Genomic DNA, 13,862 nt, shown 5'->3' with positions numbered 1-13,862 from the left:
CTATGCATTCCGATAGCCCGCCGCGATCATTTCCGAGGCTGTGCTGCTCGGCGCATGATCGTCCAGCATGGCGACGACGGCGCCACGTGCGAAGAAGGTGCTCATGACGTTCTGTGCACCGACTATCAGAGCCATCACGAGGACCAGGAAAATCAGCGTGCGGAAGAACCCATTCAGATCGCCGCCGAAGATCAGGACACCGCCTGCGATGACGATTCCCGTGATCGACAACGAAAATGCCACCGGACCTGTGACAGAGTTCCGCAAATTCTCCAGCCAGGATTCATAGGGCAAGGAGCCGCCAGTGCCGACGCTGGCCGATGCGCTCATGGGCGCGAGCAGAGCCAGCGCAATGGCGAATAGCAGTATGGCGAATGCCAGGGTGCCTTGTTGACGTGCTGGAATCGGACGAAAGGATGCATGGTTCATGATCGGTATTCCTCAAAGGTTATCGGTTACGTACTGGCCGTCCCGGTATCCCGAAACGGCGAGGACTTCCTGTACGGCCCGGCCTTCAGGAGTCCGGGCTATATGGACGACAAGGTGAACCACTTCGCCAATCAGCGACTCGATGTCGGTTGGTGCGGATTCGTTGCGGGTGATGAGCGACTTAAGGCGGATTAGCCCGGCGGCTGGGTTGTTCGCGTGCAGAGTGGCGGCGCCGCCCTCGTGGCCCGTGTTCCATGCGTCGAGTAGATCCAGCGCTTCTGGTCCGCGCACTTCGCCGACAAAGATCCTGTCGGGCCGCATGCGCAGGGTGGTGCGGAGTAGGGCTGTCATCGAGATGTCGGACGTCGTGTGGTACTGCACGTAGTTCTCGGCGATGCACTGGATCTCGCCCGTGTCCTCGATGATGAAGATTCGCTCCGAAGAATCATGCGCCACCATCTCATTGATGATCGCATTGACCAGCGTGGTCTTGCCGGAGCCGGTGCCGCCCACGACAAGGATGTTGCGGTGATTTGCTACGGCTTGCCGGATAGCGGTGCAGTGTTCGGCCGACATGATGCCGGTCTTCACATAGCGGTCCAACGTGAAGATCGCGACGGCCTTCTTGCGGATCGCGAAAGTTGGGGAAGAAACGATTGGAGGAAGCTGCCCCGCGAATCGGGAGCCATCCAGCGGCAGTTCGCCTTCCAAGGTTGGCTTGCCGCGTGTGACTTCTTTGCCGTGGTAGCCAGCGACCGTCTTGATGATGGCCTCCGCCTGGGCGGCGCGAAGCGTGCCGATGCACTTCATGGGCTCGGCCAACCGCTCCTGCCACAGGCGGCCATCGGCGTTGAGCATGATTTCAACGGTTCTCGGATCGTGCAGGGCAGCCAGGAGCTGCGGCCCCATGTCGCGTTCGAGCTTCTTCTTAGCCCGATCCTTCAGCGTCGAGAAATCTTCAACCTCTGCCATGATCGATATGCCCCTGTTGTGCGATGCATTGCCACACAATCAAAGGCTATACCGTAAAAATCTGAGCGATTTGATTTTAAACAAACGTTATGCTGGTTCCAAAGAGGTAACCATGACGGCGGGGAAAGAGGGGCTATCGCTTTTGTGAAGTGGCAATCTGGGCTCGGTTGGCGCTGTCCCATTGCTCGACAGTAAAGGCCTGAAATTCTGTAAGAATTGCCGACACTCTCACGTAGCCTTCGGGGAGGGAAGGAGCGGTGGCGTGCGGTGAGATGATCGCCAGTGAGTCTTGGTCCAAGTCAGTTTTTTCGAGCAGCGCCGGCAACGGCTCGCCCAGCGCTTGCGCGATGGATTCCATGATCTTTAAAGAAGGGTTGGCCTTGCCGTTCGTCAGATCCGAAAGAAACGATATAGATATACCGGACCGGTCAGCCAGCTCATATTTAGTAATTCCACGCTCGTCGAGCAGTCGAAGTACGTTGGTTAGAAAAATCAGGCTGTACACGTGAAGGGTTCCGATCCTTTAGCGGCTAAATTCTTGCGGGCATCTCATTGAGATTACCATATGCGCGCCCCTCCTGTGCCACAGTCGTTGACGTCTTGCTGCGTACAGTAGACATCACGAAGCTTCTTCTCGCAGAATTCTCGAGAACCGGTGTTCGCCATGATAGCCGGCCTTGCAAGTCCCCATTTTTCCGAAAACTCCTTCCAAGAGCAGTTCCACGCAAACGGCGGCGTACTTTCTCTTGACGAGCTTGTTTTTTACGGAGTCCACCTCGCGAAAATCCTGCCGCACGATCTGCACGTTCAGCTTCTGTTCTTCGAAGAAGTGCTGTATCAGGGCCGCTTCGGTAATTTTTACCGCCGAATCGGGGTCAATATCGGAGTCCTGGAGTTCCTCGAACGAGTAATACGGTCCAATCCGCCTCTTGCGAACCGTGCGCGTCGCTATTCGCATGAAATACACTATGGCCACTTCATCGGGGCCGAGATCGGTAGTGATCTTGCCCCATTTGTTGTGATTTCGCGCGCGCATCAGCACGCCGTTCTTGCTCTTGCCGACGTAAATTACCTCGAGGGGGGCGAGGAGGTCCCAGTCGAACGAATGAGCGAGCTGCACCGGCGAGACAATCGTCCGGAGCGCGAGGTTGCCGCCGGCCATGCCTTGCCAAAGCTTGCAGTCGATCCAGAGCAGCTCTTCCGTGGACCGCTCGAGGTCGATGCTGCTGTTTTTGCGATAAGCTTCGGCTGCCGTATCTTGGCCGGTGCAGGGAAAGCCCCACCCGGCCATGACTTTCTCGGCCCAGTCCTCCCAAGATGCACAGCCGCTTCTTGCGCCGTGGCGTGGGAACAGGAACTTCGCGACATTGAAGGTCACGAGCTCCGTGCGGTCCCCCACCGTGACTATTCCCGTTATGCGGAATCCGGCTCCGATCCGAAATGACCCTGGAAGAAAGCGAATGCGCCGGGTCTTCACGATCAGGTAAAGAGTCGACTTCTTCCGGTGGAATTCGTCGAAGTGGTTCTTGGACAGCTCGTGATAGAGCAGGTCCTTTTCCAGCGGATGGTATTCCGTAACGTATGACGAGAAAAGAAGCCCGTCCGGAAATTCGTATATTTTTTGCATCTTGATCAGTTTGCGGGCCCGGCCGCCTTGATTTCCGTTGCCGATAATGTATCTTACTGGAAACTTGCCGCGACGGCGCGCGCCTTTGCCATACGCTCTCGGGCGAGGCTTCGGCCGACGGTACTCGATAACAATGGGGAACGTATGCAGATCAAGAAAGTAGGCGTCAAGAATTTCCGGCTGCTCAGGGACGCGGAACTGTTCCTGGACAACAGAACCACGCTGGTAGTCGGGCGTAACAACAGCGGCAAGACGTCGCTCGCTGAGCTTTTCAGGCGGCTCTTGTCCGACGGGACGCCCAGCTTCAGGCTTGAGGACTTCTCCCATGCCGCCCGTGTCGGATTCCGCGCAGCCTACGAACTTGCGCGCGCCGGCAAGGATGATGTCGATGTGAGGGCTGCTTTGCCGGTCATTGAAGTCACGCTCGTCCTCGACTACGAAGCCAGTGCGGCCTCTCTGGGAGTCCTCAGCGAATTCGTCGTGGATCTCGATACCGCTTGCACTGAGGCGCGTGCCGATATCCGGTACGAACTCGAGCCGGGCAAGCTCAAGTCGTTCTTCGATTTCGACGGGCCCGGAGACAACGCCGGCGAGGAGGAGTTCGCGGCAGCGTTCCTGAGGGCGATGAAGGAGGCCGTCCCGAAGTACTACAAATGTGCCCTCAAGGCAACGGACCCGAACGATCTCACGAACCAGAAGGTGCTCGACTGGTCGAGGCTGCGTGCGCTGATCCAAGGGGACCTGGTCACGGCGCAACGCGGCCTCGACGACATCACGGACAAGGACAACGACTCGCTGGGCAAGATCCTCGGCGTTCTGTTCGATACCGCAGGGGCTGAGCTCGCGGACGAGACCGAAAGGGCGAGGGTGGCCGCGCTGAAGACGGCAGTCAGGGTCGTGGAGAAGGACATCGACGATAGTTTCAACGGACAGCTTACGGGACTGCTGCCAGCTTTGGACCTCTTCGGATACCGGCTTCCAGATCCCAAGCTCAGGACCGAGACGACGCTCGACGTCGGGCGCCTGCTGAAGAACCATACGAAGATCCGTTACTCCGGAGCCGACGGGGTGCACCTGCCCGAAGCCTATAACGGCCTCGGCGCGAGGAACCTTATCTACATGCTCCTGAAGCTCTACGAGGCGTTCAAGTCGTTCAGGGCGAAAGAAGTCGCGCCTTGCGTGCACGTCATCTTTATCGAAGAGCCTGAGGCGCACTTGCACCCGCAGATGCAGGAAGTTTTCATCGGCAAGCTGCAGGAGATGGCCGCGCTGTTCGCCAGGGACCACGGCGGCGGCACCGCGTGGCCCGTCCAGTTCGTAGTCACCACGCACTCCGCCCATATGGCGAACAAGGCGAGCTTCGACGCGATCAGGTATTTCCTGTCCGCGCCGGACGAAGGGGACGGCGGAACCCTGCGGACCCATATCCGGGACCTGAAGCGGAATTTCGGCGACAGGAGCGACGGCGACAACGAGTTCCTTCACCAGTACATGACGCTGACGCGCTGCGACCTCCTTTTCGCGGACAAGGTCATCCTGATCGAAGGCACCTCCGAACGCCTGCTGTTGCCGAAGATGATCGAGAAAATTGACGCGGGTCTGTCGCTCGGGGACCGGCTCGGAAGCCAGTACCTTGCCGTGCTCGAGGTCGGAGGCGCCTACGCGCACCTGTTCTTCAAGCTGCTGGATTTCCTTGAGCTGCCCGCTTTGGTGATTACGGATCTGGATTCGGTCGATGCCGTAAAGAGCGGGGAGGCCTGCATGGTTTCGGCTGGAGCTTGGACCAGCAATGCCACCATCCGCGCGTGGTTTGACAGCAAGGGCTGTTCGCCCGCCGAACTCGTCGCCAAGGATGCGAAGGAAAAGACCAAGGGCGCGCGGCGGCTTGCCTACCAGGTCCCGGAAACGGACGGCGGCGCTTGCGGACGCAGCTTCGAGGCGGCGTTCATGCTCGCCAATTCCGGCAAGTTCGGACTGGACGCCACGAAGGCCGAGCAATCGGCATGGGACTTGGCCGCGAAGGCGAAGAAATCGGAGTTCGCGCTGAAGCACGCCATCGTGGATACCGCATGGGCGGTGCCGAAGTACGTCGCCGACGGCCTCACCTGGCTTGGCGCCGTTGGCAGGCCGGCGGTCGCCCCGGCGGCTGCCGCAGCATCGGCCTCCCCGGCCAAGAAAGCCCCAAAACGGCGTGGGGGCAGGCGCGTTGCCTCTCCGGTCGAAGCGGCCGAAGCGGTGACAATCGAGATATCCATTCCTAAGGATGATGGCCATGGCGAGTAACGTGCGCGGTCCGAATCCGGCAGTGGAGGCGGCGGAGGAGTCCCTCCGCGCCATTTACGCGTGCCTCGACGGCGGGCGCAGCTTCCTGCTGGAAGCAGGGGCCGGGGCCGGGAAGACGCATTCCCTGGTCATGGCGCTGCGCCACCTGATATCGAAGCGAGGCAGGGACCTGGCAAAGCGCAATGAAATGGTGGCGTGCATAACCTTCACTAACGTCGCCAGCGACGAGATAGCCTCGCGCACGGACGGCCACCCGGCAATCTACTCGTCCACAATCCATGCCTTCTGCTGGTCTCTTCTCAAGGACTTCCAGCCCCACCTGCGGGAGGAGCTCCCGTCGTTGCCGAGGTGGCAGGAGCGGCTTGACGAGGGAGGTGGCATCGCCGGACGGGAGGTGGAGTACGACCTCGGCTACCCGTCCGCGAAACGTAACGACCGCAATATATCGCTCGGGCATTCGGACGTGCTCGCGCTCGTCGTGAAACTGCTGGAGAAGCCGAAATTCCGGCGCTTGCTGGCCGCGCGGTATCCGGTCCTGTTCATCGACGAGTACCAGGACACGGACAAGGACTTCGTCGGCGCGCTTATGAAGCACTTCCTCGGAACCGGCGAGGGGCCGGTGCTCGGCCTTTTCGGCGACCACTGGCAGAGGATTTACGGGTCTTCAAGCTGCGGGCGCGTGGCTCACGGCGCGCTCGAGATCATCGAGCAGAAGGCTAATTTCCGCTCCGTCCGCCCCATCGTCGAGGTCCTCAACCGCATGAGGCCCGAGCTGCCTCAGGCTTTCCGCGATCCGAGCAGCACTGGGACCGTTTCCGCTTTCCATTCCAACGGCTGGACCGGCGGCCGGCGTTCCGGTCCCGGCGGTCACTGGACGGGAGACCTTCCGGAGGATGCCGCTCACGCGCACCTCGAGGCGCTCGTGGCGAAGCTGCGAGGCGAGGAATGGGACTTCTCCGCGAACAGGACGAAGATCCTCATGCTGACGCACGGCGTCCTGGCCACAGAGCAGGGGTACGCGCGCATCGCGGCGCTGTTCAGCTCCAACAACGCCGCCTACCTGAACAAGGAGGACCGGCATCTCAAGTTCCTGCTCGAGACCGTCGAGCCCGTATGCGCGTCGTACGAGAAGAAACGGTACGGGGAAATGTTCGCCGCCCTTGGAACGGGCACTCCCAGCATACAGGCGCATTCGGACAAGGCGGAATGGGCGCGCGACATGGCAAGGCTCTCGGCGCTGCGCGCGAGCGGGACGGTCGGCGAAGTCATCGACCACTTGAAGGCTTCGGGCCGGCCGAGGCTGCCGGAAGCCGTGGCGAGAAGGGACGCCGAATTGGAAACCCAGGCGCGCGAGGGCTTGCCGGAAGGGGAGGCGGAGCGGTCTTCGATAACGCGGCTTCGGGAACTGAGGACGTTCCCTTACGCCGAAGTGCGGTCGCTGGCAGCCTTCCTGGACGAGCACACTCCTTTCTCGACGAAGCACGGCGTGAAGGGGGCGCAGTTCGAGAACGTCTTGGTCGTCGCCGGACGCGGCTGGAACCAGTACGACTTCAACAGGCTGCTGGAGTGGCTTGGCAATCCGGCTGGCATTCCTGCCGAAGGCACTGCCGACCGCGCCGCTTTCGAGAGGAACCGGAACCTTTTCTACGTTGCTTGCTCGCGTCCGGAAAAAAGGCTTGCGGTGCTGTTCACGCAGCAGCTTAGCGAACCTGCGCTCGCGATGCTTTCGAAGCTTTTCGGAGACGGCAACGTGCAGGCGTTCGCGCCTTAGCGCCGAACGTTCCGCACGCTGCTGGCGCATCGGGTGGCCGTACGGATGCCTTAGAACGGAATCGGGTCTTCGGCGTGCGTTGCCGGAGGCAAAGCCTGCGGCGAAAGCGCCCTGTGTATCTCGACGAGCCGCCCGAGCAGCTCGTCGAACGTAACGACCATCACGTCGGCAAGCGAGTTCCTGACAAGTTCCAGGGATTTTTTTTCTCTCGCGGACTGAGGGACCGTTCCGGCGATCACGATACAGCGCATGGAGTAGGCATGGATGTCGTGCAGCCCGCTTTCCTCCTTCAGGTTCACCAAGTTCTTGTGAAGCTTGAAGCGCTGGTCGAGGATCTGCACGATAGTCGCGCTCAGTTCGCTGGAAGGCGCGTGGACCCCTTCCCGATAGGCAGTCTTCGTCAGCAGTTCGGTGTCCGGCCTCTTTATTTCGATGATCGCGAGATTGCCTGTCGATGCTGTCGCCAGCAGGAAGTCAGCTATCTTCGCGCCCTGCCCACCAAATCGCATGCCGCCGACGTATGGGGTGGATTCGATGAGGAGGGCAGGCACGGAAAACGCCAGGCTCAGTATGAACGGGTTCGCTTGAAAAAATGCCTGCTAATGCTTTTCGGTGAGGTTTTTGGACAGCTTTGCTTCGAACTCCCCGATCAGCTCTTTCAGGGTCACGCGCTCGATGTCGGCCTTGAGGCTGAGCAGCGCCTGCGGCTCCGCTTTCGCGAGTTCCTCGACGTTCTCGTTCACCAGCTTCACGACGCTGCGGCGGTACCGCTTCGAGAGCTTGGTCCGTTCGCCGCCAACGTTGGTCATATCTGCAATGGCGTCAGCCTGCAGCCTCTTAGTTTTTCGTGGGAACGCGTCACGGTCTGCCGCATGGAGCAAGTGCTGGTACGCAAGCAGCTGCTTCTCGCTGCGGGCGGCCCTCTGATGCCGTGACGCGCTGCGCGCGAGTTCCCTTCGAAGTTCGTGGAAGCGGCCTAGCCCAAGGATATAAAGCGAAGAGTCTATCCTTGCCGTACGGACGGCGGCCCCCCCGTGCAGCACGAGCGAATCTATACCGGGGATATCTGCGATGGCTTCGCATATGAAGCGGTTTTCCCACAAGAGTCCGAGCCCGAATTCGAATTGCTTGGAAAAACCGTCGGGCAGGCCCTCAAGCAGGGCAATTACGTCATCCCTGCTTTCCGGGAGTTCGTAGGAAGTCCGGGCCGGCTTAGTGAGCCTGATTCGTTCGAGGGTTCCGTATTTCGGTAGGAGGTAGTCATCCTTGTCAGGCCGGACGTTGATGGGCCAAATCGTTAGATGGTCCGGCTGTACATTGAGGATGCGTTCCCGTAGGGGAATTAGAACCGGCATGGTTAGAGTTGAGCCTGCAGGCGCCGAGTGGAAGAAGAAAACGTCAACTCCGCCGTCGTTGGACTCCTCGATCTCTATTTCCGGTTCCGGGACTCCGGCCGGAACCAGGCGGGACTTCATCTTAAATTCGGATGGGCGTAGGGAGCTCATATTGGCTTGTTATCTTCCTAGAGGAGGGCGTTCAGACGCTTCGCCCATGGGTGTTTAGAAAGTGGCTGACGCGTCTCTCAGCTCTTGGTCGTGTGACCTGGCGGGTTTGCAGCAGCATCAGACGACGATATTTACAAACGGATCATCGTCGCCCGGGTATAACGTAATGTATTTGGGCCATGCTAAGGGGCGTTGCTTCCACTTGGCCGTTGAAGGTGTGCGGTAGTTGAAAATCAGCTCTGCGTTACTTGTTGAGCCGATAAGCCTTGCAATCAACGCTTGATCCGGATGCGCGTGTATTCTCCCATTCGTGCTGATAGCAAAACGACGGCATGAGACGTGGCCGAGCATTGCCGTTGATGTGTTTGACTGGCTGCCGTGGTGAGAGACTTTCAATAGATCGACAACTAATTTTTGTCCGGGCCAGCGTGCTGCCAGCGAAGTTCTGATCACTTCGGAGTGGGCATCACCGCTTAGTAGGACCTGCTTGTGTTTGAACTGCAACAGCAAAGCAATGCTGCTTGCGTTTGACACAGACGTATCTGGTGGAGATCGTTTATCAACCAGACTGAAAAACGATGGAGGTGGCCAGCTGTCGTTGCGACCGAGTCTGTCCCGTGGCGCTGAGTCGGCGTCGCCAGCTACCACCATTGGCCATTGCTTCGCCAGCGCAGATAACTCCTTTGCCGTGGGAGATAGGACCCACGCCACCATTCCGTCGGGCAAGCAAATACCACCGCCGTTCAGGACGGTAACTGCCTTCCCAACGAACGCCGAATTCCATGGCAGGTGGCTGCGCTCAATGAGGTCGGATAAGGCATCACCGTGGTGTGGCCCTAGTACATCGCGGGGCAAGAGGTGTTTGTGCCCGTTGAACCAGATGTCGTTGATCCGCAGCCAGCCTGGTCGCTGTTTCAGCAGCGCGATAATTCCGCCAATATGATCGAAGTCGTAATGAGTGACTACGAGTGCCTCTAGCGTCAGTACTTCGTCTACACGCGCCGCTGCCAGCACTTCCAGCAGACTCGGCAGCGCATGCGCTGGCCCGCCATCGACTAGGATATGTCGAACCGGGCTGTGGCCGTAACTCACGAGGATGGCGTCGCCGTGTTCGACCTGAATCAGCTTCACCTGCAACAAGTCGCTCATGCAGGTGATTCCCCGAGGCATGCGTCCGCATCGCCGAACGCAATCAATACCATGCCTAAGGCATTATCTTTCGCTAGGAATTCACGACGCAGGCGGGTGATCAATTCCCCGATCGTGATCGGTGTGGTGGAGACCGCTGCGGCCATCAATTGGGCTGTGAGATCGGCGGCTGCGATATTCGCATAGCGGCCCAAGACACTGGTGAGCGCGGCAATCACCACCTTGGCTCCCTCGCGCAATAATCTGGCAGGCAAGCTAGAATTTGCTGTGAGACCGATGGCGGTGTTGCAGCCAATCGCAACCACGATTGGACCAGCGTCACCAATATATGGCCGCTGCAGCGATCCCAGCGCGAGCTTGTCGTCGTTGCCAATATAGAGGTGATCGTTCTCGAAGTGCGGTACTAGAACCAGCAACTTTGGTTTGACGGAAGCAATTGTGTGAGCCCAATCCTGCCATTTGTATTTACGATGTCCATTGAACAGTACCTCTATATCTGCAGTGCGAGTCGGGGTAAATGGCGGTTGAACTTCACTGTCATCGAATTCATCAGCCCGGTCAGAGGCGGCAAACAACGCGCGGCGTAGATCGGTGAAGTGATTGCGCCCCTCGAGGTCGCCAGCTTGCCGCAGCCATAAGGTCCTGTCCATGGTCTTGTCCCAAGTCTGCCGTTCAATCACAGAGGTGACGCCGAGGAACCCCATTGGGCATAGCTGCTGGCGCGCAACCCTAATCGGGCAATTTTCGATGGCAACACCTGAAGTCAGGCAACCCGAGCGCTGATCGCACAAACCAGCATCCTCGTTAGCCGGAAGGTTGCCGTCGTAGAGATACTCGACCGGAAAATATACGTTGGATGGTGTGGTCAACTGTACTCTGGTGATTGTACTAGGCCATTCCGGGGCCAAGTCTCGCAATTCATCCATTAGGATCTTGCCGTAATTGGCTAGATTGAAGAGGGAGGAGCTGAAAATGCTGGTGGGCTCGACACAGTCTCTGAGGGTTGAGCGCAGTTGCTCGCGTGTTGCACCAATGTCACGTACATCCAGCTCTGCGAGGCGAATGCCTTTGCTGGTCAGAACCGTTGCGCTTGGCGTGTTCCCGAGACTGTTATTGACGAGTAGGGAAACATCGAATCCCTGCTTATGGTGCTCAAGTGGCGAATTAAAAGCCTCAACAAAAAACTGAATAGACTGACCGGGAGCACCCTGCAGCCGGGCGGTCTGCAAAACGCAGGCGCCGTCGCACACCAGAAAACGTATGTCGATTGCATGGTCAAACGCTACTTTATAAGTAAAAACCACCGGCGTCGAGGGGCCGCTGCGAGGCAGCACCAAGGGTGCCGAGCGCGGTGCAGCACCCACCTCGGTTAGATGCACCTGCAAAGCTTTCTGATCATCATGCCACGTGAGGCTTTGTTCTGGGAAAGCGGGGGCGCCGAATTTCAGTGGTGACATGGGCTGAATTCGGATTTGAATTTCAACGCTGCCGAGCAGCGGGAACGTACTCACGACTTCTCCATTGTGTTCAATCCGCGCATCCATGACTCGGACGATAGGCGGCGGCGCCTCCATGCGCATCCCCGCAATTTCCAGATTGGGGGGCGGCACCATCCGGCGTCGCATTGCGGGCCTTCCCACCTCAGATGAATGCACCGCTGCAGGAGCTTTCTGCTGCTCATTGCGTTCCCTTGCCCGGGGCGGACGAGGAAAGAAAGTACGCGCAGACTGCACCATGAATATCTGGGTTGACGCTAGAAAAACTGCGTCCATCGAGACTTCTTCGTTAGCCTCTTTTAAGGCCAAATCAAGCGCTTTCTGCCCCGCTATCCGGGTGCCGAAGACCTGCAGCCAGCGGTCGATATTGGGCTGCCCCGCTGGCAAAAAGATTGCGCATTGGGAGCCGGTGGCCGTGCGTATCATGTCGAGGTGCGGCAACAGCGCCTCGCGCGAGGTATCCACGATGATCAACAATTCGCTACGGAACTGGTGTGTCAAGAGATCATTCAGGGTGGCCACGGTGATCGTGGCGGACTGTTCTGGTGGCCCCCATCTTCCTCCGTTCAGTGAGTTGACGAGTGGCGTTACGGTCTGCTGCAGGTGCTGCGTGGAAGTCACGCTGACGCCTTGGATAGAAGATGCTGGCGCACGGCGGGGGCGGCGATCAGTAGGCCATTCGACGAAGATTCGCTCACGACCAAAAGCGCGGCCTAGATCATCGCAAATCTCATGGATTGAGAGGGCGCTGCCCCAAGCATATACAGCGCGCTGGACTTTGAGATGGAGGTCACCCTGGCGGCGCGCGACCATTACCCTGAAAGCTTCAGCAATCGCCAGCGCGGTATTCACATCAAGCCATTGCGATGCATCTAATACGGCAGGATCACCGCCCCATTCGACAATGCCGGACGGCGCGACAGCGGCAAGCATGAGGGTGGATGCTGCACCTGGGTGATGCCACCACGTCCAATCTCCGAGTGGCAATAATATCCCTAGGCCTGCCCGGACCCTTGGGGCCTCTGCTGAATAATCGCCCAACCACTCCTTATCGCCAATAAGCATTTATCACCCGTTTTATTATCACAGTTGTTATGTTATCACCGGTCTCAAGATTTATTTTTGGAATTATAGTTGTGCAATTATTAAACTCTTTCGTCGACTGGCACGGAAGGCGGTGTGCGCCGTGGCGTAGCCATTGCCGGTATAGCGGTGCTGTTACAAAGAGTGAGTTTTGTGATTCAGCACCTGGTCAGCTAAGCGGCTGACGAATCTTTTTGGCATTCGCACGGGCTGCACGCGTGTGAAGCTTGCATAGCATGACCCTCAAATACATGGCTTGGCTCAAGAGGTCCCCGGGTACGCTTAAGACGGTGGACGGCACGGAGGTAAGCGTTTTCGAGCAGGACATCGACCGATCTGACGGGGCCCAGTTTCGGCATTCCGGGCGGACTATGGGCGTCAAAACGCCTCGATCTTGGCCTCCTTGAGGTAGGAAAGGCGGCGCAAATTATAGGCTGCGACCTTCCAGTTCAGGTGCAGCGTGGCACGCGCCGAGCCTATCGAACGCAACACCTTGCCGCCCAGTTGGGCCAAGCCGGCAAAGACTTGCTCGAGGCGGGTGCGCGGCTTGGCGATGCGGCGGTTGCGCCGCTCTTGCGCCTCCGACAGCGGCTTCTCTTTGCTGCCTTTGCTCTGGATATGCATGCGCCAGCCTTCGGCCTTCAGCCGCGCCTCGCGTTTGCCGTTGACGTAGCCTTTGTCAGCGTAGATGTCGCGGCTGGTATTGCATGGATCGAGCACGTCCTCAAGATGCAACGTGTCGTGCTCGCTCGCGGTGCACCTTGATTTTGCGGATCAATTTGTAGCGCTTGTCGGCACTGGCAGAGAGCTTGTAACCGAAGAAGGACTTGTTGTGTTTCTTGGTCCAGCGCGCGTCGGTGTCCTTCTGGCGCCGCTTGGCCGGCCTCCAGTCGATGGGCATCGCGACATCTTTTACGATAGCCTTTTCTTCCTTGCTCAGCGATTGCTTTGGCACCTGCACGAAGCTCGCGTCGATCATCTGGCCGCCGCGCGCAATGTAACCGTGCTTGGCCAGTTGGCGGTTGACCGCGTCGAAGATACTTTCGCTGGCGCCGGCCTGGATCAGGCGTTCCTTAAAGGTCCAGATCGTGGTCCGGTCCGGGATCTTGCTGCTGGCACGCAGTCCGGCAAAGCGCTGGAAGCTCAGCCGGTCCAGCAGCTGGAACTCCATCTGTTCATCGGAGAGGTTGAGCAACTGCTGGATCAGCAGCACCCGCACCATCAATTCGGTCGGGAACGGCGGGCGACCACCGCGTTCACGGCTGGGACGCGGCGCAGCAAGATCGACTTCGACAGCCAGCGCTGCGAAGTCCACATACTGCTCCAGCAACCGCAGCGCGTCGCTAAGCTTGTTCAGCTTCGCTTCGCGCTCCTGGTCTGCAAACAGGCTGGTTTTGATCATCGGAAGAAGGTCAGTGTTGGCTCAACGACATCATGCCATTCTCGGGGCGGTTTTTCGAGATCCCCTGTAGTCACACTGGTCATGGATTCGTGACTTCTTGCATCTCCACTTTACCCAGTACATTCGTCGACGAATTTCCCGAGGC

Annotated in this window: 9 protein-coding genes and 2 pseudogenes; 2 read left to right on the top strand and 9 right to left on the bottom strand. The window is 58.7% G+C overall.

The genetic code is table 11. The annotated features are described in order from the left end of the window. The 4 genes from trbC to KT882_RS18540 form a co-directional block, all read right to left on the bottom strand. Positions 1-429: a conjugal transfer system pilin TrbC gene (trbC, locus tag KT882_RS18555; protein WP_228892983.1), complete on the bottom strand. Its 429-nt coding sequence runs from the start codon at positions 427-429 to the stop codon at positions 1-3. Between the two features lie 12 nt (positions 430-441). After that, positions 442-1,401 carry a P-type conjugative transfer ATPase TrbB gene (gene trbB / locus KT882_RS18550; protein WP_228892982.1) on the bottom strand — a complete coding sequence of 320 codons (960 nt, stop codon included), beginning with the start codon at positions 1,399-1,401 and terminating at the stop codon, positions 442-444. A 133-nt stretch (positions 1,402-1,534) separates the two neighbouring features. Continuing rightward, positions 1,535-1,906: a transcriptional regulator gene (locus tag KT882_RS18545; RefSeq protein ID WP_228892981.1), complete on the bottom strand. Its 372-nt coding sequence runs from the start codon at positions 1,904-1,906 to the stop codon at positions 1,535-1,537. Positions 1,907-2,020: 114 nt separating this feature from the next. Next, positions 2,021-3,028, bottom strand: a complete 1,008-nt coding sequence (locus tag KT882_RS18540) for a hypothetical protein (protein WP_228892980.1) — start codon at positions 3,026-3,028, stop codon at positions 2,021-2,023. A 144-nt stretch (positions 3,029-3,172) separates the two neighbouring features. Between KT882_RS18540 and KT882_RS18535 the strand changes: the two genes are divergently transcribed. Together KT882_RS18535 and KT882_RS18530 are read left to right on the top strand one after the other, a co-directional pair. After that, positions 3,173-5,311, top strand: coding sequence for an ATP-dependent nuclease (locus KT882_RS18535; RefSeq protein WP_228892979.1), 2,139 nt, complete (start codon positions 3,173-3,175; stop codon positions 5,309-5,311). Beyond that, positions 5,301-7,082 carry a UvrD-helicase domain-containing protein gene (locus KT882_RS18530; RefSeq protein ID WP_228892978.1) on the top strand — a complete coding sequence of 594 codons (1,782 nt, stop codon included), beginning with the start codon at positions 5,301-5,303 and terminating at the stop codon, positions 7,080-7,082. The genes KT882_RS18535 and KT882_RS18530 overlap by 11 nt, the downstream gene beginning before the upstream one ends. A 50-nt stretch (positions 7,083-7,132) precedes the next feature. Here KT882_RS18530 and KT882_RS18525 read toward each other — a convergent pair. From KT882_RS18525 to KT882_RS18505, 5 genes and pseudogenes are all read right to left on the bottom strand, one after another. Further along, positions 7,133-7,669, bottom strand: a pseudogene (locus KT882_RS18525) (Shedu immune nuclease family protein); the annotation flags it as partial. Between the two features lie 12 nt (positions 7,670-7,681). Continuing rightward, positions 7,682-8,557, bottom strand: a complete 876-nt coding sequence (locus tag KT882_RS18520) for a hypothetical protein (protein WP_228892976.1) — start codon at positions 8,555-8,557, stop codon at positions 7,682-7,684. Positions 8,558-8,704: 147 nt separating this feature from the next. Further along, complete coding sequence (locus KT882_RS18515; RefSeq protein WP_228892975.1) at positions 8,705-9,736, bottom strand: ComEC/Rec2 family competence protein; 1,032 nt, start codon at positions 9,734-9,736, stop codon at positions 8,705-8,707. Next, a complete protein-coding gene (locus KT882_RS18510; protein WP_228892974.1) occupies positions 9,733-12,165 on the bottom strand; it encodes a hypothetical protein in 2,433 nt (810 codons plus the stop codon). The genes KT882_RS18515 and KT882_RS18510 overlap by 4 nt, the downstream gene beginning before the upstream one ends. 528 nt (positions 12,166-12,693) lie before the next feature. Further along, a pseudogene (locus KT882_RS18505) lies at positions 12,694-13,717 on the bottom strand (IS5 family transposase). Between the last annotated feature and the right edge of the window lie 145 nt (positions 13,718-13,862).

The organism is Pseudoduganella aquatica, assembly GCF_020865585.1.
GTDB lineage: Bacteria > Pseudomonadota > Gammaproteobacteria > Burkholderiales > Burkholderiaceae_D > Rugamonas > Rugamonas aquatica_A.
This window is presented reverse-complemented; position numbering and strand designations above follow the sequence as displayed.